This window comes from Actinomadura sp. NBRC 104412 (assembly GCF_030269515.1).
Classification (GTDB): domain Bacteria; phylum Actinomycetota; class Actinomycetes; order Streptosporangiales; family Streptosporangiaceae; genus Spirillospora.
Window position 1 is genome coordinate 248,938 of the sequence record NZ_BSTM01000008.1, and the last position, 19,729, is coordinate 268,666.

20 protein-coding genes are annotated in these 19,729 nt (G+C 72.2%); 15 read left to right on the forward strand and 5 right to left on the reverse strand.

Annotation, left to right across the window (positions count from 1 at the left end; genetic code table 11):
• The first annotated feature begins 57 nt into the window (after positions 1 to 57).
• The 7 genes from QSK21_RS13260 (at position 58) to QSK21_RS13290 (ending at position 6,921) form a co-directional block, all read left to right on the forward strand.
• The gene (locus tag QSK21_RS13260) at positions 58 to 549 is read left to right on the forward strand and encodes a VOC family protein (RefSeq protein ID WP_285695939.1); all 492 of its coding nucleotides are present in this window, start codon (positions 58 to 60) and stop codon (positions 547 to 549) included.
• 113 nt (positions 550 to 662) lie between these two features.
• Entirely contained in the window at positions 663 to 2,810 is a 2,148-nt protein-coding gene (fusA, locus tag QSK21_RS13265) for an elongation factor G (RefSeq protein WP_285695940.1), read from the forward strand.
• Between the two features lie 236 nt (positions 2,811 to 3,046).
• On the forward strand, positions 3,047 to 4,237 hold the full coding sequence (locus QSK21_RS13270) for an ATP-binding protein (protein WP_285695942.1): 1,191 nt from the start codon (positions 3,047 to 3,049) through the stop codon (positions 4,235 to 4,237).
• On the forward strand, positions 4,234 to 4,671 hold the full coding sequence (locus QSK21_RS13275) for a roadblock/LC7 domain-containing protein (protein ID WP_285695943.1): 438 nt from the start codon (positions 4,234 to 4,236) through the stop codon (positions 4,669 to 4,671). The genes QSK21_RS13270 and QSK21_RS13275 overlap by 4 nt, the downstream gene beginning before the upstream one ends.
• Positions 4,668 to 5,009, forward strand: coding sequence for a DUF742 domain-containing protein (locus QSK21_RS13280; protein ID WP_285695944.1), 342 nt, complete (start codon positions 4,668 to 4,670; stop codon positions 5,007 to 5,009). Before QSK21_RS13275 ends, QSK21_RS13280 begins: the two co-directional genes overlap by 4 nt.
• Complete coding sequence (locus tag QSK21_RS13285) at positions 4,987 to 5,613, forward strand: GTP-binding protein (RefSeq protein WP_285695945.1); 627 nt, start codon at positions 4,987 to 4,989, stop codon at positions 5,611 to 5,613. The genes QSK21_RS13280 and QSK21_RS13285 overlap by 23 nt, the downstream gene beginning before the upstream one ends.
• Positions 5,614 to 5,667: 54 nt before the next feature.
• Positions 5,668 to 6,921, forward strand: a complete 1,254-nt coding sequence (locus QSK21_RS13290) for a styrene monooxygenase/indole monooxygenase family protein (protein ID WP_285695946.1) — start codon at positions 5,668 to 5,670, stop codon at positions 6,919 to 6,921.
• 4 nt (positions 6,922 to 6,925) lie between these two features.
• On the opposite strand, the gene QSK21_RS13295 is transcribed toward QSK21_RS13290, so the two are convergent.
• Positions 6,926 to 7,615, reverse strand: a complete 690-nt coding sequence (locus tag QSK21_RS13295) for a sulfotransferase family protein (protein ID WP_285695947.1) — start codon at positions 7,613 to 7,615, stop codon at positions 6,926 to 6,928.
• Positions 7,616 to 7,758: 143 nt separating this feature from the next.
• Here QSK21_RS13295 and QSK21_RS13300 point away from each other — a divergent pair, with 143 nt between their 5' ends.
• From QSK21_RS13300 to QSK21_RS13335, 8 genes are all read left to right on the forward strand, one after another.
• Positions 7,759 to 9,366, forward strand: a complete 1,608-nt coding sequence (locus QSK21_RS13300; RefSeq protein WP_285695948.1) for a class I adenylate-forming enzyme family protein — start codon at positions 7,759 to 7,761, stop codon at positions 9,364 to 9,366.
• A gap of 68 nt (positions 9,367 to 9,434) precedes the next feature.
• Positions 9,435 to 11,018: an NAD(P)-binding domain-containing protein gene (locus tag QSK21_RS13305; protein ID WP_285695950.1), complete on the forward strand. Its 1,584-nt coding sequence runs from the start codon at positions 9,435 to 9,437 to the stop codon at positions 11,016 to 11,018.
• Positions 11,018 to 12,094 carry an alpha-hydroxy acid oxidase gene (locus tag QSK21_RS13310; RefSeq protein ID WP_285695951.1) on the forward strand — a complete coding sequence of 359 codons (1,077 nt, stop codon included), beginning with the start codon at positions 11,018 to 11,020 and terminating at the stop codon, positions 12,092 to 12,094. Before QSK21_RS13305 ends, QSK21_RS13310 begins: the two co-directional genes overlap by 1 nt.
• The gene (locus QSK21_RS13315) at positions 12,088 to 13,446 is read left to right on the forward strand and encodes a cytochrome P450 (RefSeq protein ID WP_285695952.1); all 1,359 of its coding nucleotides are present in this window, start codon (positions 12,088 to 12,090) and stop codon (positions 13,444 to 13,446) included. The genes QSK21_RS13310 and QSK21_RS13315 overlap by 7 nt, the downstream gene beginning before the upstream one ends.
• Positions 13,447 to 13,464: 18 nt before the next feature.
• Positions 13,465 to 13,824 (forward strand): cation:proton antiporter domain-containing protein, encoded by a 360-nt coding sequence (locus QSK21_RS13320; protein ID WP_285695953.1) that lies wholly within the window; start codon positions 13,465 to 13,467, stop codon positions 13,822 to 13,824.
• A 16-nt stretch (positions 13,825 to 13,840) separates the two neighbouring features.
• On the forward strand, positions 13,841 to 14,824 hold the full coding sequence (locus QSK21_RS13325) for a cation:proton antiporter (protein WP_285695954.1): 984 nt from the start codon (positions 13,841 to 13,843) through the stop codon (positions 14,822 to 14,824).
• A gap of 105 nt (positions 14,825 to 14,929) precedes the next feature.
• On the forward strand, positions 14,930 to 15,619 hold the full coding sequence (locus QSK21_RS13330) for a response regulator transcription factor (protein ID WP_285695955.1): 690 nt from the start codon (positions 14,930 to 14,932) through the stop codon (positions 15,617 to 15,619).
• 34 nt (positions 15,620 to 15,653) lie between these two features.
• A complete protein-coding gene (locus QSK21_RS13335) occupies positions 15,654 to 16,616 on the forward strand; it encodes a sensor histidine kinase (protein WP_285695956.1) in 963 nt (320 codons plus the stop codon).
• A gap of 194 nt (positions 16,617 to 16,810) precedes the next feature.
• Here the strand turns inward: QSK21_RS13335 and QSK21_RS13340 are convergent, their stop codons facing one another.
• The 4 genes from QSK21_RS13340 to QSK21_RS13355 all read right to left on the reverse strand — a co-directional run bounded on the left by QSK21_RS13340 (position 16,811) and on the right by QSK21_RS13355 (position 19,705).
• Positions 16,811 to 17,773, reverse strand: a complete 963-nt coding sequence (locus QSK21_RS13340; protein WP_285695957.1) for an NAD(P)-dependent alcohol dehydrogenase — start codon at positions 17,771 to 17,773, stop codon at positions 16,811 to 16,813.
• Positions 17,770 to 18,003, reverse strand: a complete 234-nt coding sequence (locus tag QSK21_RS13345; protein WP_502871556.1) for a helix-turn-helix transcriptional regulator — start codon at positions 18,001 to 18,003, stop codon at positions 17,770 to 17,772. Before QSK21_RS13345 ends, QSK21_RS13340 begins: the two co-directional genes overlap by 4 nt.
• Positions 17,997 to 18,425, reverse strand: a complete 429-nt coding sequence (locus QSK21_RS13350) for a hypothetical protein (RefSeq protein WP_285695958.1) — start codon at positions 18,423 to 18,425, stop codon at positions 17,997 to 17,999. Before QSK21_RS13350 ends, QSK21_RS13345 begins: the two co-directional genes overlap by 7 nt.
• A gap of 122 nt (positions 18,426 to 18,547) precedes the next feature.
• Positions 18,548 to 19,705: an epoxide hydrolase family protein gene (locus QSK21_RS13355; protein WP_285695959.1), complete on the reverse strand. Its 1,158-nt coding sequence runs from the start codon at positions 19,703 to 19,705 to the stop codon at positions 18,548 to 18,550.
• Positions 19,706 to 19,729 lie beyond the last annotated feature (24 nt).

Sequence of the window (19,729 nt, forward strand, 5' to 3'; positions counted from 1 at the left end):
GGTCGCGCGTCCGTCCGCGGGGCTATCGTGGACGTCCCGGCACGATGGGGGGCACCCATGATCGACCTTGCCGCGATCGCGGCCGAGCGCGACCGCCTGCGGCGGCGGTACCTCACCGAGCCCGCCGAACGCGCGCCCAGCTCGGCGCGCGGGCTGCACCACATGGCCCTGGTGTCCGGCGACGTCGAGCGGACGATCCGGTTCTACCAGGAGCTGCTGGAGTTCCCGCTGACCGAGATCTTCGAGAACCGCGACTACCCGGGCTCCAACCACTTCTTCTTCGACGTCGGCAACGGCAACCTGCTGGCCTTCTTCGACTTCCCGGGGCTCGACCTCGGCCCGTACGCGGAGGTCCTGGGCGGGCTGCACCACATCGCGATCTCCGTGGCGCCCGCCCAGTGGGAGCGGCTGCGCGGCAAGCTCGACGCGGCCGGCGTCCCCTACCAGGTGGAGAGCGAGGTCTCGCTGTACTTCCGCGACCCCGACGGCGCCCGGCTCGAACTGCTGGCCGACCCGCTGGGCGAGATGTACGGGGAGCGCGTGGGCTGAGCCGCGGCCTTGTCCGCGATGCCCGGAAAAACCTTTGGTGCCGTTCGACCCCGCACGGATACCGTTCGCCCTGATCAGAACGAATCCGCAGCGAGCGCCGAAGGAGGATCGTCATGGTCGCCACCCGTCTGGGACTGGCCGCCGTCCGCAACATCGGGGTCATGGCCCACATCGACGCGGGCAAGACCACCACCACGGAGCGGATCCTCTACTACACCGGCGTCTCGTACCGGATCGGTGAGGTGCACGACGGCGCCGCGGTCATGGACTACCTCAAGCAGGAGCGCGAGCGCGGCATCACGATCACCGCCGCCGCGACGACCTGCCATTGGACGGTGGACGGCGCCGATCACGCCATCACGCTCATCGACACCCCGGGCCACGTCGACTTCACCGTCGAGGTGGAACGCTGCCTGCGGGTGCTCGACGGCGCGGTGACCGTGTTCGACGGCGTCGCCGGGGTGGAGCCGCAGTCGGAGACGGTGTGGCGGCAGGCCGACCGGTACGGCGTGCCGCGGATCTGCTTCGTCAACAAGCTGGACCGCGCGGGCGCCGACTTCGCCGGCTGCGTCCGGATGATCGCCGACCGGCTGGGCGCGGTGCCGCTGGTCGTCCAGCTTCCCATCGGTTCCGAGGCCGGCTTCACCGGCGTCGTCGACCTGGTCGGGATGCGCGCGCTGGTCTGGCCGGGCGAGGCCGGGCCGGGCGCGGCGTACGACGTGGTCCCCGTCCCGGCCGAGATGGCGGACGAGGCCGCGCGCATGCGCGCCGCGCTGCTGGACACGCTCGCCGAGCACGACGAGCGGTTCATGGAGCTGTACCTGGGCGGCGGCGAGCCGACCGAGGAGCGGGTGCACGAAGCGATCCGCGCGCTCACCATCGCCTCCGGCGCGTCCGGCGACGTCACGATCACACCGGTGCTGTGCGGCACGGCGTTCCGGAACAAGGGCGTGCAGCCGCTGCTGGACGCGATCGTGCGGTATCTGCCGTCGCCTCTGGACGCGGGGGAGGTCGAAGGCGAGCCCGCCGGTCCGGGGGCGCGTGCGGGCGCGGTCGTGCGGCGCGGACCGTCGGACGACCAGCCGCTGGCGGCGCTGGCCTTCAAGATCGTGACCGATCCGCATCTGGGCCGGCTCGCCTTCGTCCGGATCTACTCCGGACGGCTGGAGACGGGCGGCACGGTGCTGAACCCGGTCAAGGGCGTCCGGGAGCGGATCGGCAAGATCTACCGGGTGCACGCCGCGTCCCGGGAGGAGATCGGCGCGGCGGGCGCGGGCGACATCGTCGCCGTGATGGGCCTGAAGAGGACCGTCACCGGCGAGACGCTGTGCGCCGCGTCCGACCCGGTGGTCCTGGAGCCGATGGACTTCCCGGCGCCGGTCATCGAGGTCGCGGTCGAGCCCAGGTCGCGGCGCGACCAGGACCGGCTCGCCACCGCCATCCAGCGGCTGGCCGAGGAGGACCCGTCGTTCCGCGTGCACACCTCCGAGGAGACCGGCCAGACCGTCATCGGCGGCATGGGCGAGCTCCACCTGGAGGTGCTGATCGACCGGATGAAGGAGGAGCACCGGGTCGAGGCCGCGGTCGGCCGTCCGAGGGTCGCCTACCGGGAGACCATCAGGCGGGCGGTCCCGGCGGCCGAGGTCCTGTTCCGCAAGCAGAACGGAGGCAAGGGGCACTACGCCAAGGTGCGCATCGCGGTCGAGCCGATCGAACCGGACGATCCGGCCGGGGGAGGCGCCGCGTACGAGTTCGTCAACCGGGTCACCGGCGGCCGGATCCCGAAGGACTTCATCCCTTCGGTGGACGCGGGCTGCCAGGAGGCGATGCAGTCCGGCGTCCTGGCCGGGTACGAGCTGACGGGCGTGCGCGTCATCCTGCTCGACGGCGACTTCCACACCGAGGACTCCTCGGAGTGGGCGTTCCGCACCGCCGGCGCCATGGCCTTCAAGGAGGCCGTGTCGCAGGCGTCGCCGGTGCTGCTCGAACCGGTGATGGCCGTCGAGGTGATCACTCCGGCCGAGCACATGGGCGAGGTCATCGGCGATGTGAACGCGCGCCGGGGCCAGGTCCGGGCGCTCGGGGAACGGTCGGGGGCAAGGACGATCGACGCATTCGTGCCATTGTCGGAAATGTTCGGATATATAGGTTCGCTGCGAAGCGCGACCTCCGGCCGTGGCTCCTACACGATGCGGTTCCATTCCTACGCCGAGGTCCCGGACGCCGTGGCCGCCAAGGTGATCCGGGCGGCCGGAGGCTGACGTGCGGCCCCATCCCGGCCCCGCGCGGGGCCGGGATGGGGCCGCCCCCGAAAAAGGGATAAAGCACGCGATATCGCTTAAACCCCGTGGATTTTCCGACCTGGATTGCCCGTGCGGGGTCCCTCTGCCACCCTGTTGCGTGCCTCACCCCGTATCGGGAAGGACCCGCGATTCATGGATCGGGCTCCCCGCGGCCGGGACGTTCCGTGGTGCGCGAGCGGTGGTGGTGACCCGTCGTGAGATGGTTCAAGAGGTCCACCCCCGCGGCGCCCCCGGCGTGGTCCCCGCCCGCCGCCCAGGCCGTACCCTCGCAAGCCCTTCTGCCCCCGCAAGCCCTGCCTCCCCCGCACCCCCCACCGGGGGACGACCCGGCGGCCTGGCCGGTCGTCTGCGAGCAGTTCGCGCAGCAGGTGCTGCTGCTGGCCGAGCACGTCCGCCCCGCGATGGACAAGCTGGAGGCCGAGGAGGACGACCCCGAACGGCTCCGGCTGCTCTACGAGGTCGACCATGCCGTCACCCGGATGCGCCGGGCCGCCCGTGACCTGCGCGTGCTCGGCGGTGCCGGCGCCGAGGAACTGGACGGCCGCACCACCTCGCTGGTGGACGTTTTCCGCATGGCCGAGTCCTCGATCGAGCGCTACACCCAGGTCGTCATCGGCAAGGTCGTCCACCTCGCCGTCGTGGCGTACGCGTCCGACGACGTGGCGTCCCTGGTCGTGGCGCTCCTCGACAACGCCACCCGTTACTCGCCGTCCACCGTGACGGCCAGCGCCCACCTGCTCGACAACGGCGCGGTGATGCTGCGCATCGAGGACGCGGGCATCGGCATGGATCCCGAGCGCGTGCGCGCCATCAACGCGCTGCTCGCGGGTCCCGTCCCGCCGGTCGACGCCGACACCGGGCGGCACACCGGCTTTCCCGTCGTCCACCGGCTGGCGCGCAAGCACGGCATCGGCGTCCAACTGGCCTGCCGCCCGTCCGTCGGCGGCGCGGACACCGGGACGATCGCGATGGTGGTCATACCGCCCGCGCTGCTGTGCGAGATCCCCGCCGAGCCGTCCGATCACGGGGCCGTGCGCCCGGCCGGCGCGGACGACCGCTCGCTGGCGCACCTGACCATGGCGCATCGAGCCGAGCGCCCCTCGCACCGGCCGCTGGAGCCCGTACCGTCCCGGCCGTCCGGCGATGGGGGCGAACTGCCGCGCAGGGAGAGCATGAGCCTGCGCCGCGCCGAGGGCGGGGAACCGCCCGCCCCGGACGCCGGGACGGAACGCGACCCGGTGGAGGCGGCCCGGTCGTTCGCCGCGGACCTGGAGGCGTTCACGGAGGGCGAGCGCGAGGCGCGCGAGGGCGGCGACATCGCCGAACCCGCCGCCGACACCCCCGAGGAAGACCGAGAAGGCCCGGAAGGACGATCCGCATCATGACCGTCAACGCCGAGCGCGGGCGCCCACGCCGCCCGGAGGACTTCGGCTGGCTGCTCAACGACTTCGCGTCCGGCACGCCGGGGGTGGCGCACGCGCTGCTGGTGTCCTCGGACGGGCTGGCGCTGGTCGGCTCCGGCTCGATGCCCGCCGACTTCGCCGACCCGATGGCGGCGATGACCAGCGGGATGATCAGCCTGGGCAACAGCATCGCCCGCAGGGTCGGCGAGAGCGGCTGCGAGCAGGTGATGCTGAAGTTCCCCTCGGGGCACTTCCTGTTCATGAGCATCGGCAGCCTGGCCGGGCTCGCCGTGCTGGTCAACGAGGGCGCGAACCTGGGCGCCGTCGCGTACCGAATGACCCAGCTCGTGCAGAGCGTCGGGCACGTCCTGACCCCGCAGATGCGCGACGACCTGCGCAGGATGGCAGCATCATGAGCGTCCACCCTTGGGTGCGGCCGTACGTGCTGACCGGCGGGCGCACCAGTGGTCGCCGCCAGTTGCTGGTGCACACGCTGGTCTCGGGACGCGAGTACGACCCGGCGTTCGCGTCCCGGCTTCTGCCCGAGGCCAAGGCGCTGTACGACAGGGTCCACACCGTGAGCGAGTCGGTGGCGGAGCTGTCCGCCCACTGCGGGGTGTCGCTGGGCGTCACCCGGGTGCTGCTGAGCGATCTGGCCGCGGGCGACCGGATCGAGATCGGCCCGGAGACCACCTCCCCGTACGACCCGCGCCTTCTGGAGAGAGTGATCGATGGTCTACGGCAGCTCGCCTGACCCCCGGACGGGGCCCCTCCCGCCGCGGTCGGTGGAATCGGCGAAGATCGTGGTCGCCGGTGGCTTCGGCGTGGGCAAGACGACGTTGGTCGGCGCGATCTCGGAGATCCCCCCGGTCAACACCGAGGCGTGGATGACGCAGGCCGCTCGCACGATCGACCCGCTGGGCGAGGCCGACGGCAAGACCACCACCACCGTGGCGATGGACTTCGGCCGGATCACGCTGGCGCCCGACCTGGTGCTGTACCTGTTCGGGACGCCCGGCCAGCCGCGCTTCTGGCCGTTGTGGGACGACCTGTGCCGTGGCGCGAGCGGCGCGGTGGTGCTGGTGGACACGCGGCGCCTGGACGTGTCCTTCCCCGCCGTGAACTACTTCGAGAACGACTCCGACGTCCCGTTCATCGTGGCCGTCAACCTGTTCGACGGAATCAGCACGCATCCGCTGCCGGCCGTGCGGGAGGCGCTGCGGCTGCCGCCCGAGATTCCGCTGACCAGTTGCGACGCCCGCGACCGCGGCTCGGTGGCGCGGGTGCTGACCGAGGCGCTGGCGCACACGATGCGCGCCACCGCGGGCCCGCGTCCGGGCGCGCTCACCACCCCCTGACCCCGACCCGGCCCCCCGCCGCCCCCGCCGGTGGGCCGCCGCAAGGAGGAAGCGTTGCGCAGGATCCTGATCGTCGGCGCCGGACAGGCCGGCCTCCAGCTCGCGCTGAGCCTGCAATCCGAGGGCTACGAGGTGACGGTGATGTCCGCCCGTACCCCCGAGGAGATCCGCACCGGCCGGATCATGTCCACCCAGTGCATCTTCTGGCCGCAGCTCCGCATCGAGCGTGAACGCGGGCTCAATCAGTGGGAGGACCAGGCGCCGCGCATCGTCGGGCAGCGCTCGGTGGTCGCCGGCCCGCCCGGGCAGAAGGCGCTGGACTTCATCGGGCGGTGGGACGACTACGCCCAGTCGGTCGACCAGCGGGTCAAGATGTCGGGCTGGCTCGAACTGTTCGAGTCGCGCGGCGGCACCGTGGTCTACCACGGCGTGATGACCTCCGACCTGGAGGGCCTGGCGGCGTTGTACGACCTCACCCTCATCGCCGCGGGCAAGGGGGAGCTGGTCGAGCTGTTCGACCGCGACGCGTCCCGCTCGCCCTACGACCGTCCGCAGCGCCACCTGTCGTGCATCTACGTGCACGGCATGCGACCCCGCCCGGACTATCCCGAGCCGCACGTGCGCATCAACGTCACGCCCGGGGTGGGCGAGCTGTTCTACATGCCGGGCCTCACCAATTCCGGCCCGTGCGACATCCTGCTGTGGGAGGCGGTGCCGGGCGGGCCGTTCGACTGCTGGTCCGACCACCCGACCCCGGAGGACCACCTGACCCGCACGCTGGACATGATGCGCCAGTACGCGCCCTGGGAGTACGAGCTGACCGTCGGGGCCGAGCCCACCGACGCCCGCTGCGTCCTGTACGGAGGCTACGCGCCGACCGTGCGGCACCCGGTCGCGCGCCTGTCGGACTCGGCCGCGGTGCTGGGCATGGGGGACGTGGTCGTGGCGAACGACCCGGTGACCGGCCAGGGCGCCAACAACGCGGTGCGCTGCGCGGAGACCTACTTCCGCGCGATCGTCGAGCACGGCGACCGGCCGTTCGACACCGACTGGATGCGGCGGACCTTCGACGCCTACTGGGAGTACGCGCGCCACCCGACGAACTTCACGAACCTCATGCTGGGCCCGCCACCCGACCACCTGCTGAAGATTCTGGGAACGGCCAACGAGGTCGAGGAGGTGGCCTACCGGTTCGCCCATGGCTTCGCCAATCCTCCGGACCTGGAGAACTGGCTGATGGACGCGGACAAGGCCGAGGCGTACCTCGCCTCGTTCACCCCCGCCGCCCAGGAGTCCGAGCGGCCCTGACGGCTCAGCGGCCGCGCAGGATCAGGCGCGCCAGCCTGCGCGGCCGCTTGCGCCGGAACGCTGCGCGCTCGTTGTCCTGCGGGAACGGCGCGTCCGGCACGGGGACGCCCAGGAAGGCGCACAGCGGCTCCCAGCCGTCCCGCACGTCGAACACCAGCAGCCGCTCGGGCGGGAGCGCCGCCCGCACCTCGGCGAGGTGGCGTTCGAAGACCTTGACGCAGTGCTCGCGGTCGTCGATCTTCCCGTCGAAGATCCGGTCCATCACGGTCGCCCTGGCCATCCGCGGGTAGAGGGCGAAGTCGGGGGAGCGCCACTCCACCAGCTTGCGGATCACCCGGCGGCGCGGGGGCAGCGGGCGGCGCTCGGCCAGCGCGCTGGCGAAGATCGTCTCGCTGACGCTGTCGAACCAGCGCCGCGGGTCGCGCACGGTCAGGACGACCTTGGCCTCGGGGTAGTGCCCGGCCAGCTCCCGCCAGTACGCGGCGGACGGCCAGTCCACCGCCGACTGGAAGCCGTCGAACACCGCGTCCCAGTCCGGGACGCCGCCCTCGCCGATGAGGAGCCACTGGCGCACCCGGTACGGCTGCTCGATGACCGCTCGCATGTGGTAGCAGGGGCCGAAGCCCAGCATCTCCAGCGCCGCTTTCAGCGACGCCGTCCCCGTCCGCCCGAAGCCCGCACCGATGACCTTCACGACTGCGCTCCCACGGGTTAGATCCGGCTCTGATCCGGCTCTGATATGCGTCGCCTACCGTCGCGGAGAGACGACATGCAGGTCCTACGCCCGAAGCCCGCCGCCGTCAACCGTCCCGTCCGGACGCGAGGGAGGAGCCGAAGATGGGGGTCTTTCCGCAGGCGCTGCTCGACGCGCTCCGGGACGCACCCGGCACCCCGGTGTTCGAGCACGGAGGGCGGACGGTCTCGCGCGGCGAACTGCTGGAGCTGATCCGGCGGCTGACCGGGGCGATGCGCGGTGCCGGGCTCGGGCCCGGCCGCGGCCTCGCCATCCGTACGGACGTGTCGCCGGAGGCGTTCGCGGCGCACATGGCCGCGCACGCGCTGGGGTGCCGAGTGGTGGGTATCCGGAGCGGAGCGCCGGCGGAGTGGAGGGGGTCGGGTCGGATGGTTTCGCCGGGGGGTGTGGGGGGTCGTCCCTCCACCGTGATCCGTCCCGGATATCCGGAAGCCCAGCTCGCGCACGTGCTCGGCATGGGGGCGGACGCCGTGCTCCTGGACGCCGCGGCCGCGACACCGGAGATGCTGCGCGCCGCCGGGTCCATCCCGTTGCTGTCGCTCGGCCCGTGCCGGGGCGCGGTGGACCTGCTCGCCGTTCCCGATGACGGCCGTCCCCTGACGGTCACGGCCCGCCCGGACGACGTGGCCGCGCTGACCTTCACCAGCGGCAGCACGGGACGTCCCAAGGGCTGCGCGATCACCTACCGGGCGCTCAGCGAGCACTGGGCGTGGCAGCCGGACGCCTGGGGGCCGACGGCGGCCGAGCTGGCCCGCGGGTTCGAGCGCTACCTGCTGTTCGGGACGCTGGCCAGCATGGTCGTCCTGGAGTTCCTGGCCCCGTGCGTGCTCGGCGGCGGTACGGCGGTGATCCCGCAGGATGACGCGCAGCCGATGTTCCCTTACGCGATCGAGCGTCACGGCATCACGGGATCGATCATCACCGTGCCCCGGCTGACCCGGATGCTGGACATCCTGCGGCGCGAGCCCGTCGACGTGAGCTCGTTGCGCGCGCTGATGGTGTCCGGTTCGCCGCTCAGCCCGAGCCGCCTGGCCGCGGCGGTGGGGCTGCTCGGCCCGGTGGTCTACCACGGGTACGGGCAGACCGAGGCGGGGAACATCGCGATGGTCACCCCGCGCGACATCGCCGAACGCCCGTCCCAGGCGCTGGCGTCGGTCGGCCGCCCGCACCCGGGCGTCCAGATCAGCATCCGGAACGAGCAGGGCGGCGCGGTGCCGGCGGGCACGACCGGAGAGATCCACGTGCGCAGCCCGTACATCATGGCGGGGTACTGGGGGGAGAGCGAGGAGACGCGCGACACGCTCAAGGACGGGTGGCTGAACACCCGCGACCTCGGCCACCTGGACCCGGACGGCTTCCTGTACCTGACCGGGCGCACCCGTGACGTGATCATGGTGAACGCGATGGTGGTGTACGCCGGTCCGATCGAGCGGGTGCTGGCCGAGCATCCGGACGTGGAGGAGGCGTACGTGGTCGGGGCGCCGGACGACGAGGTCGGGGAGGCCGTGCACGCGTTCGTCGTCCCGGCGCCGGGACGCGAGCCCGACGGGAACGCGCTGAGGGAGCTGGTCGCCGCCCGCCTCGGCGCCGACAGCGTGCCGAGGACGGTCACCGTGGTGCCCGGCGTTCCCGTCACCGACGGCGGCAAGCCCGACAAGCGCGCGCTGCTCGGCTTGCACGGGGCGCTCTGATCCTTCTCTGAGATTGGGCTCCGACACTGCTGTTGTCCGTTCAACCACATCGCTTCCCGGAGGCGGCCGTGCCGGACGACACCCGTGCGACCCTCGACGACCTGGTCATCGGCGCCGGCCCCGCGGGGCTGCAACTCGGCCACTTCCTGGCCGCGGCGGGACGGGACCACGTGATCCTGGAGGCGGGGCCCGCGCCCGGCATGTTCTTCCGCACCTTCCCCCGGCACCGCAGGCTGATCTCGATCAACAAGCGGTACACCGGGTGGGACGACCCCGAGCTGAACCTGCGGATGGACTGGAACTCGCTGCTGTCCGACGACCCGGACCTGCTGTTCACCCGTTACAGCGAACGGTACTTCCCCGACGCCGCCGACATGGTGCGCTACCTGGCGGACTTCGCCGACGCCTGCGGGGCCAACGTGGTGTACGGGTCCCGCGTCGTCTCCGTGACCAGGGACGGTGAGCGCGGCCCCTTCCGGGTGACCGACGAGCGGGGCCGCTCGTACTCGGCCCGGCGGGTGATCGTCGCGACCGGCGTGACCCGTCCCAACGTCCCGCCCATCCCGGGCGTGGAGACCGCCGAACTGTACGGGACCGCCTCCACCGACCCCGCCGACTACGTGAACAAGCGGGTGCTCATCATCGGCAAGGGCAACTCGGCGTTCGAGACCGCCGACAACCTGATCGAGACCGCCGCGGTGATCCATGTCGCCGGGCCGCACTCGGTGCGGATGGCCTGGCGCACGCATTTCGTGGGGCACCTGCGGGCGGTGAACAACGGCCTGCTGGACACCTACCAGCTCAAGTCGCAGAACGCCCTGCTGGACGGGGACGTCCGGCGCATCGAGCGGCAGGCCGATGGCACGTACCGGGTGACGGTGGCCTTCGCCCGCGCCGACGAGGTCACCAAGGACATCCCCTACGACCGGGTGATCGTCTGCACCGGCTTCCGGTTCGACGCCTCGATCTTCGCCCCGGAATGCCGGCCCGCGCTGACGATCGCGGACAGGTTCCCGGCGCTGACCCCCGCCTACGAGTCGGTGAACGTCCCGGACCTGTACTTCGCCGGGACGCTGACGCAGTCCCGCGACTTCAAGCGCGGCACGAGCGGGTTCATCCACGGGTTCCGGTACGGGGTGCGGGCGCTGCACCGCGTCCTGGAGTCCCGGTACCACGGCGAGCCGTGGCCGTCGCGGGCGCTGCCCGCCGACCCGGAGGCGCTGGCCGAGGCCGTGCTGAAGCGGGTGAACCGCTCGTCGGCGCTGTGGCAGCAGTTCGCGCTGATGGCGGACGCCATCGTGCTCGACGGCCGGAACGGCGCCCGTTACCTGGAGGAAGTGCCGGTCGACTTCACCGAGCCCCTGGAACCCGTCGGGACCGGCGGCCATTTCACGATCACGCTGGAGTACGGTCCCGACCACGACAAGGTCGACCCGTTCGACGTGTCGGTCGGCCGCATCAGGCAGAACGACCCTTCCCGCGCGGACGAGGGCCACTACCTGCACCCGGTGGTGCGGCACCACCGCGCCGGGGAACCGCCCGCGGTGCATCACGTCACCGAGAACCTGGAGAACGAGTGGACCTCCCGGGAGGTGCATTTCGAGCCGCTCCGCGCGTTCTTCGCCCGCCGCACCGCGCCCGCCACGGTCTGATGCGCCCGGCCACGGTGGCCGGGGCGCGGCTCCCGTCCACGCTGCGCGAGTTCGAGGCGCTCGCCCGTGACCGCCTCGAACCGGCGCACTACGACTACTTCGCGGGCGGGGCCGGCGACGAGGTCACCCTGCGCGCCAACGAGGACGCGTTCGGGCGTCTCGCGCTGCTGCCCAGGGTGCTGCGCGGCCACGCCGGGAACCCGGGGATCGAGGTGTCCCTCCTCGGTGGCCGCGCGTCCCCGCCGGTGCTGGTGGCGCCGACCGCGTTCCACCGGCTCGCCGATCCGGACGGCGAGCGCGCCACCGCCGGGGCCGCCGCCGCCACCGGCACCATCATGATCGTGAGCATGGCCGCCACGGTCGCGATCGAGGACGTCGCCGCGGCGGCGCCGGGGGCGCGCCTGTGGTTCCAGCTCTATGTCCAGCCGGACGCGGCGTTCACCGAGTCGATCGTGCGTCGCGCCGAGGCGGCCGGGTGCGAGGCCCTGGTCGTCACGGTGGACTCGCCCGCACGCGGCGTGCACGGACGGGACGTGCGGCACGGCTTCGACGACCTGCCCGAGGGGCTGTGCTGCGAGAACCTGCGGGACGGCACCGGACGGGTCAGGCCCATCGAGACGTCCCCGGAGATCTCCTGGGAGCATCTCGACCGGCTGCGGCGGATCACGGCGCTGCCGATCGTCCTGAAGGGGATCCTGCATCCGGCGGACGCGCGACTCGCGGTCGCGCACGGCGCCGCGGCGGTGCTGGTGTCCAACCACGGCGGGCGCCAGCTCGACACCGTCCCGGCCACGGTGGAGATGCTGCCGGAGATCGTGGCGGCCGTGGACGGGGCCGTCCCCGTGCTGCTCGACGGCGGGATCCGGCGCGGCACCGACGTGGTCAAGGCCCTGGCGCTGGGAGCGTCGGCGGTCGGCGTCGGCCGTCCGGTGATCTGGGGGCTGGCGGCGGCGGGCGAGCGCGGCGTCGCCCACGTGCTCGGCCTGCTGCACGCGGAGATCGCGCACGCGCTCACCCTGCTGGGCTGCGCGTCCGTCGCCGACCTCGATCCGGGCATGGTGCGGCGGGCATGCTGATCGTGACGGTGCTCGCCCTGGCCGCGCTGGGGGTGAGCCTGCCCTGGTGGCTGCCCGGACGGGTGGTGGCGCTACGGGTATGGGTCTTCGCGCGGGTCAACGGCAACGAGGCGATCCCGGTGCCCGGCGACCTGGTGGGCGTCGACCGGTTCAAGGAGGTCTACTCGCATCCGGCGGCCGGTGGCCGCAGCGACGGCGCGGCCCTGTCGGACCTGTTCTGGTACTGGCTGTCGCCCGGCCCCGAGGTCCACCAGGAACACCTGGAAGCGGGGGAGCGGTACGAGGCGGTCGCACGCGCCACACGCGCCTTCCTCGCCGTGCCCCGCGCCGAGGCCGAGGAGCTGACCCGCCGCTGCGTCGCCCGCGAGCTGACCGGCAAGCTGCCCGAGGAGCCCGGCGAGCGCACATGGGTACGGCTGCGCGACCTGATGATGCCGGTGTGGGCCGCGTTCTACTACGAGGTCGTCTTCGGTGAGCCCTGCCCGCCCGCGGCCCGCGACCTCATCGTCGGAAACGCCGACGACGTGGTCACCGCCCTCAAATGCTGCGGGCTCCGCCACATGGACCGGCGCCACCGCCTGACCCGCTACCTGCTCGGGCGGCTCCCCGACGTCCGCCACCCCCTGCCCGAGTGCCTGTCACCGCAGGAGCAAGCGTACTACCTGCAAGGGACCTTCTTCAACACCGCCGTCGTGCAGATGTCGGAGGCCATGGCGCATCTGCTGATGGTCTTCGCGCAGCATCCCCGCGTCCAGGACAGGGCGCGCGAAGGGGACGCCCGCTACCTCGACCGCGTGCTCGCCGAGACGCAGCGTCTCTACCCGCTGTTCGGCATCGCGCACCGCATCACCACCGACGTCATCGAACTCGACCCCGGCACCAAGATTCCGTCGGGTTCGGTGCTGTGCTTCAACTACCCCGAGTACCACCGTTCCGGCCACGCCGACCCAGACCGGTTCGACCCGGACCGCTGGGCGCGGCCCGGCGCGGCCAGGAACGCCCATCACATCCCGTTCGGCGTCGCCGCCAACCGGCCCTGCCCGGCCTGGCGGCTCGCGCCCCTCACGATGCGGGTGGCGGCGCTGGAGATCCTGCGCCGCTGCGAACTGGCCACCGCCGCCTCGCACACCCGTTCCCTGCCCAACCGGGGCCCGTGCCTGCTGACCGGGCGCGGCGTCCCGTCCAGCACGGCGGTGCCGCTGCTGTTCATGCGGGTCCGGGACCGATGGGAGGACGTCGGGCGCAGCCTCGTCCAGCTCGCGCTCGGCACCTACATGGTCTGGGACGCGCGGCGGCTGCGCCTGTGCCAACGCCATTTCGCGTCCGTGAGAGCGGACCGCCCGCTCATGTGAGAACGCAGGTGAAACGGCATGCCCACCTGGTCCGAGGTCGCCGCGACCGCCCACGCCACCACCACCCTGGCCGCGCCCCCGTCCGATCCCAACCTCCAGCTCATGCTCAGGGTGTTCCCGGCCCTCGTCGTGATCCTGGCCGTCGCGTGGGCCTGCGGGCGTCTCGCGCTGATGGTGATGCAGCCGAGGGTGCTCGGCGAAATGGTCGCGGGCGTCCTGCTCGGCCCGACGCTGTTCGGCGCCCTGTTCCCCGACGCGCAGGCGGCGCTGTTCCCGCAGGAGGTCAGGCCCGTCCTGTACGTGCTGAGCACGATCGGGCTGACGCTCTACATGTTCCTGGTCGGCGCCGGGCTCGACCACAGCGCGCTCGCCGGGTGAGGCCCGCCGGGCGTCGGTGCTGGCCGTCTCCGGGATCCTGCCCTCGCTGCTCCTCGGCTTCGTCGTCGGCCTGGCCTTCTGGGGCACGGTGTCGCGTCCCGACATCCCGCGCTGGCAGTTCGCGCTGTTCCTCGGCGGCGCGCTGTCGCTGACCGCGTTCCCCATGCTGGCCAGGATCCTGTACGAGCGGGGCCTGGAGAACACCAAGCTGGGACGGCTGTCGCTCATGGCCGCGTCCATCGACGACGCCGCGGCCTGGTGCCTGCTCGCCCTGCTGACCGCGCTGCACCTGGGCTCGGGCGTGGACGGCGCGCTGCGCACCATCGTCCTGTCGGCGGTGTTCGCGGCGGTCATGCTGACGCTGGTGAAGCGGGCGCTGCGGCCGCTGGGCCGGGAGTTCGCGCGTACGGGCGTCCTGGGGCCCAACGCGATGTACGTCGTGGTGCTCGTGCCGCTCACGGCGGGCTGGCTGACCGACTGGATCGGCATCTACTCGGTGTTCGGCGGCTTCGTCGCCGGCCTGGTGATGCCGCGCGATGCGAAGTTCCGTGAGGCGCTGCACGGCCGGATGATGGCGGTCGTCAGCACGCTGCTGCTGCCGGTGTTCTTCACCTTCTCCGGGCTCAACACCGACCTGCAGGGCATCGCGGGCGGCACCATGCTGCTCGCCTTCGCCGCGATCATGCTGGCCGGCTTCATCGGGAAGTACCTCGGCTGCGCGCTGGCCATGCGCGGGCTCGGCTTCGACCGGCGCGAGTCGTACGCGGTCGGCGGGCTGATGAACGCGCGCGGCCTGATGATCCTGATCTTCATCAACATCGGGCTGGCGCAGGGCATGATCACGCAGCAGCTGTTCGCCATGCTGGTGCTGGTCGCCGTGATCACCACGGCCGGGGCGCTGCCGCTCTACCGGCTGGCCCTGCCCGAGCGGTACGAGCGCGAGCGGGCGGAGGAGGCGGCCCGCCGGGCGGCCGCGCAGGAAATGGAGACCGTCGGCTGAAGGGTGCAAGACGTACCAGGTGGCGGACCGGTTCAAGACCACCCGGAATTGTCCACAATTGCCCGAACGGTAGCGATGCCCGGTCGGCGGTGCCACCGTGAGACCGTGGCCGCGTCACCGCCAGCGCTCGACCAGCCCTCCCGCCGGCTCCTGATCATCGAGGACGATCGCGAACTGGCCGGGATGCTGCGCGGACTGTTCGCCGAGCAGGGTTACGCGGTCGACCTGGCCGAGGAGGGGCAGCGCGGCCTGCACCTGGCCCTGACCCGAGACTACGACGCGATGATCGTCGACCGGGCGCTTCCCGTCCTTGACGGCGTCGAGCTGCTGCGCCGGCTGCGCGGCCGCGCGGTCACCGCCCCGGCGCTGGTCCTGACGGCATTCGACGAGGTGGCCGACCGGGTCACCGCGCTGGACGCGGGCGCCGACGACTACCTGGTCAAGCCGTTCGCGGTGGAGGAACTGCTGGCCAGGGTCCGCGCGCTGCACCGCCGCCACCTCGACCGGGCCTCGCTGCTGCCGCTGGGCGACGCCTGGTTCGACGCCGAGGCCCGGGTGGTGCGGCTGCCGTCCGGCGAGGACGTCCCCCTGTCCGGGCGGGAGTGCCGGCTGCTGCGCACCCTCGCGACCCGCCCCCGGCACGTGCACACCCGTGCCGCGCTGCGCCGGGGCGTCTTCGAGGACGCCCGCACCGAGTCGATCGTCGACACCTACGTCTACTACCTCCGCAACAAGCTGGGCGCGGGCGTCGTCCGCACCGTGCGCGGCGTCGGCTACCGCGTGGGCGAACTGTGAACGAGCACGACCTGCCGTCCCCGGAACGGCGCCTGTGCTGGCCCGGGTCCGGCGCACGATCGCCCTGCAGATCACCGGAGCGGCCTGCCTGGCCATCGCCCTGACCGCGATCCTGCTGCACACCGTCGTCGGCGGCGACCTCGACCGGCTGCTGCGCGCGACCGTCCTCGCCGAGCTGGCGGGTTGCCCGGCCGCGCTGGCGGTCGGCCGTTCGGTCGCGCGGCGGGCCGTGGCCCCGCTGTCCGATGCGCTGGAACGGCGGCGGCGCCTGGTGGCGGAGGCGAGCCACGAGTTGCGCGCGCCGCTGACCCGGCTGCACGTCCGCGCGCAACTGCTCTCCCAGCGGCTCCGGCAGGGCGCGCTTGTCCCCGGGGACGTGCCCGAGGAGATGGACCGGCTCGTCGCCGGCACCGGGCGGCTCAGCGAGGTGGTCGAGGACGTGCTGCGCTCGGAACAGCTCGCCGGGCGGCGCCGTCCCGCCGTCCCCGTCGACCTGGCCGCCCTCGCCGAGGAACAGGCCGAGGCCGAGTCGGCCCGCGCTCGCGCGTGCGGTGTGGCCGTCGAGGTCAGCAGGCTCGACAGGGGCGACCACATGGTGTGCGGCGCGGCGCCCGCCCTTCGCCGGGTGATCTCCGCCCTCCTCGACAACGCCCTATGCCATACGCGAACGGGCGGGCACATCCGGGTGACCCTGTGCCGGGGGCCCGGCGGGACGGTCGAGCTGTCCGTCCGCGACGACGGCACCGGTCTCGACCCCGCGACCGCCGAACGGCTCTTCGCCCGGCACATCGGCGAGGGCTCGGGGCTCGGCCTGGCCCTCGTCCGCGAGATCATGGAGGCCCACGGCGGCACCGTCACCGCGACCGGACGCCCCGGAGCGGGAGCGGCGTTCACCGTCCGGCTCCCCGCCCTGCCCGGCCCGCGCCGCGTCATCCCCTGGACCCCGCCCTCCACCCCGTCCCGGAGCGGCAGCCCCGCCAACCCCCGACTCCGGTAGGTGCCGCCGCCCGCTCGACCCGCCCTGGCCTGTGCCGCGTGAACGCGAAACCCCGCGCCCCGGTCCTCCTCCTCATCATCATGGTCGATCATCATGGTCGCCGCCATCGGGCTGCTGTCCGCGCTGCTGATCTTCGACCGGGCACGTCCGCTGGGCATGGGGGACGGGCGCGATCCCTGCCTTCGGTGGCGGGATCAGATCGTGAGGACCAGTTTTCCCCTTGGGTGGCCTGTTTCCAGGTGGTGGAGGGCGGTGGCGGCCTCGGCCAGGGGGTAGGTGCGGTCGATGACCGGTTTGAGGGCGCCTTTTCCGGCCAGTTCGGTGAGGGTGAGCAGGTCGTCCTTGCGGACCAGGGTCAGGAGGCTGCGGAGCCTCTGGCGGATGAACGGGGTGAGGAGGAGGGCGCGGAACTGGCGCTCCAACCCGCCCAGGACGGCGCCGCCGTCCTCGCCGCCCGCCATGATAAGGACGCCGTTGGGGGCCAGGGCGCGGCGGAGGTGGTTGAGGGGGCGGTTGCCCGCGATGTCGAGGATGATGTCGTAACGCTCAGAGGTGTCCGTAAGATCCTGCTTGGTGTAGTCGATGATCTGCGAGGCGCCCAGGGAGCGGAGCAGGTCGTCCTTGCCGGGGCCGCAGACGCCGGTGACCTCCAGGCCGTCGGCGGCGGCGAGCTGGACCGCGAAGGTGCCGATGCCGCCGGACGCGCCGATGATCAGGATCTTCTGGCCGGGACGGGCCTTCGCCTTGCCGCGGAGGGCTTGGATGGCCACGGCGCCGGAGATGGGCGAAGCGGCGGCCTCCTCGAAGGTGAGGCCGTGCGGTTTGGGGGCGAGCCTGCGCTCCTTGACGCACACGTACTCGGCGAAGGCGCCGGGGGACGAGCCGAAGACCTCGTCGCCGGGTGCGAACGCGGTCACCTTCGAACCCGTTCGCTCCACGGTTCCCGCCAGGTCGGTGCCCTGGATCTTCTGGCGGGGGCCGCGGAGTCCGGCGATGAGGCGGAACAGGTACGGGCGGCCCGTCGAGACGTGCCAGACGCCCCAGTCGACGGCGGCCGCGTGGACCCGGACGAGCACCTCGTCGTCGCGTGGCGCGGGACGGTCGAGATCGCGAAGTTCCAGGGCGCCGCCGTAGACGTCCTGGACGATGGCTTTCATGGTGGGTCTCCCTTGTTCGTGGGGTACTGGAACACCTCGTCGAGCGTGGCGCCGAGCGCGTGCGCGATCTGGAACGCCATCTCCAGGGACGGCGAATAGCGGCCCTGCTCGATCGCGATGATGGTCTGGCGGGTCACGCCGACGCGGTCGGCGAGTTCGGCCTGGGTCATCCGTCCCCGCGCGAACCGCAGCGCCCTGATGGAGTTGGTGACCCTGGTGGGCCTCACCACCGGGGGACGCCCCGCCGGTAGGCGGCGATCTTGGAGATGGACTCGGTGATCGCCGACAGCGCGAACGCCAGGTAGAGCGCGTTCGCGATCCAGAAGTGGTCGGCCTCGGCCAGCGCGAGCAGCAGGGCGGCGACGGCGCCGAGGACGACGAACGAGTGCCCGACGTGCTCGCCGAACACCCCGATCTCCCGGTCCCGCTCGTCCCGCCGGCCGTCGTCGCGCGGCGCGGCCATCCTGACCGCGACGTGCAGCGCGATCGTCGTGCCGACCGCGGTCCCGGCCGTCCACAGCAGCGCCGCCGCGTACGGGACGTCGGCGGCGGGGGCGTCCAGCAGCCGCGGGAGGACGAGGGTGAGGTAGAACGCGTAGGCGCCGGCGGCCACGACCGCCAGGATCCACGCGCGTTTCTCTTCGAGCGCCATGCCGGAAATGTAAAACAAACCAGACATCATGTCTAGTGTTCTTTACATCGCGGGGTCCGGGCCGCCGCACCGCCGCCGGGCCGCCGACGGAGTCGACGGCCCGGCGGCCGGGGTGTCGGTCGTCAGCGGAAGCGGCGGAAGAAGCCGCGGATGTCGTCGAGAAGCAGGTCGGGGGCGTCGTGCGCGGCCCAGTGGCCGCCGCGGTCGTACTCGTTCCAGGACACGATGTTCTTGTGGTCGCGTTCGGCGAAGCGGCGCAGCGGGCGGAAGTCGTTGGCGAACGAGGCCAGCCCGATCGGGAACGTGGTCGGCTCCTCCGGCTTCGGCGCGCGGGCCTCCTCGTAGTAGTACCGGGCCGACGAGGCGGCGGTGTTGGTCAGCCAGTAGATGGTGGCGATGGTGAGGATCACGTCCGGGTCCGGGATGCCGGCCAGTAGCTGCCCGATCCAGGCGAGCTGGCCGGCGGGGGAGTCGGCCAGCGCGTGCGCGAGGGTCTGCGGCTGGGCCTGCTGCGCCTTGTCGTGGACGGAGTGGCCGACGAACTGCTGGAGGAACTCCAGGTACTTCATCTCGTCCGGGGTCAGCCCCTCGAACTCGGACGGGTCCCCGGACGGGAACGAGAAGATCTGGTTGACGTGCACGCCGGTGACCCGGTCGGGGTGGCGGCGGCCGATCTGCGGGCTGATGACGGCGCCGCCGTCGTTGCCGTGCGCGCCGAACTTCTCGTAGCCGAGACGGCTCATCAGCTCGGCCCAGGCGTCGGCCATGCGGGCGGCGTTCCAGCCCTTGGTGCGGGTGGGCCCGGAGAATCCGAAGCCGGGGATGTCCGGGATCACGACGTGGAAGGCGTCCTCCGGGTCGCCGCCGTGCGCGGCGGGGTCGGTGAGCGGGCCGATCATGTCCAGGTACTCGACGAAGGTGTTGGGCCAGCCGTGGGTGAGGATCAGCGGGGTCGCGCCCGGCTCCTGCGACCGCACGTGCAGGAAGTGGATCGTCTGCCCGTCGATTTCGGTGGTGAACTGCGGGTAGGCGTTGATCCTGGCCTCCCACGCGCGCCAGTCGTAGCCGTCGCGCCACCGCGCCACCAGGTCCCGGACGAACGAGACCGGCACCCCGTACTCCCAGCCCGGCTGGATCGGGCCCTTCTGGACGCCGTCGGTGACCTCGTCCTCGGGCAGCTCGTCGGCCCAGCGGGTGCGGGCGAGACGGTCGGCCAGATCGTCCAGATCGGCCTGCGGGATCTCGATGCGGAACGGCTTGATCTGCGTCGATGCGCTCATGGTGCTCACGCTAGGAGGCCATTA

Excerpts from the sequence above, each read along its gene's own strand:
- QSK21_RS13285 (WP_285695945.1), top strand. The coding sequence starts at position 4,987 with ATGGTCTACGGCAGCTCGCCTGACCCCCGGACGGGGCCCCTCCCGCCG.
- QSK21_RS13315 (WP_285695952.1), top strand. The coding sequence starts at position 12,088 with ATGCTGATCGTGACGGTGCTCGCCCTGGCCGCGCTGGGGGTGAGCCTG.
- QSK21_RS13320 (WP_285695953.1), top strand. The coding sequence starts at position 13,465 with ATGCCCACCTGGTCCGAGGTCGCCGCGACCGCCCACGCCACCACCACC.
- QSK21_RS13275 (WP_285695943.1), top strand. The coding sequence starts at position 4,234 with ATGACCGTCAACGCCGAGCGCGGGCGCCCACGCCGCCCGGAGGACTTC.
- QSK21_RS13300 (WP_285695948.1), top strand. The coding sequence starts at position 7,759 with ATGGGGGTCTTTCCGCAGGCGCTGCTCGACGCGCTCCGGGACGCACCC.
- QSK21_RS13280 (WP_285695944.1), top strand. The coding sequence starts at position 4,668 with ATGAGCGTCCACCCTTGGGTGCGGCCGTACGTGCTGACCGGCGGGCGC.
- QSK21_RS13355 (WP_285695959.1), bottom strand. The coding sequence starts at position 19,705 with ATGAGCGCATCGACGCAGATCAAGCCGTTCCGCATCGAGATCCCGCAG.
- QSK21_RS13340 (WP_285695957.1), bottom strand. The coding sequence starts at position 17,773 with ATGAAAGCCATCGTCCAGGACGTCTACGGCGGCGCCCTGGAACTTCGC.
- QSK21_RS13310 (WP_285695951.1), top strand. The coding sequence starts at position 11,018 with ATGCGCCCGGCCACGGTGGCCGGGGCGCGGCTCCCGTCCACGCTGCGC.
- fusA (WP_285695940.1), top strand. The coding sequence starts at position 663 with ATGGTCGCCACCCGTCTGGGACTGGCCGCCGTCCGCAACATCGGGGTC.
- QSK21_RS13350 (WP_285695958.1), bottom strand. The coding sequence starts at position 18,425 with ATGGCGCTCGAAGAGAAACGCGCGTGGATCCTGGCGGTCGTGGCCGCC.
- QSK21_RS13260 (WP_285695939.1), top strand. The coding sequence starts at position 58 with ATGATCGACCTTGCCGCGATCGCGGCCGAGCGCGACCGCCTGCGGCGG.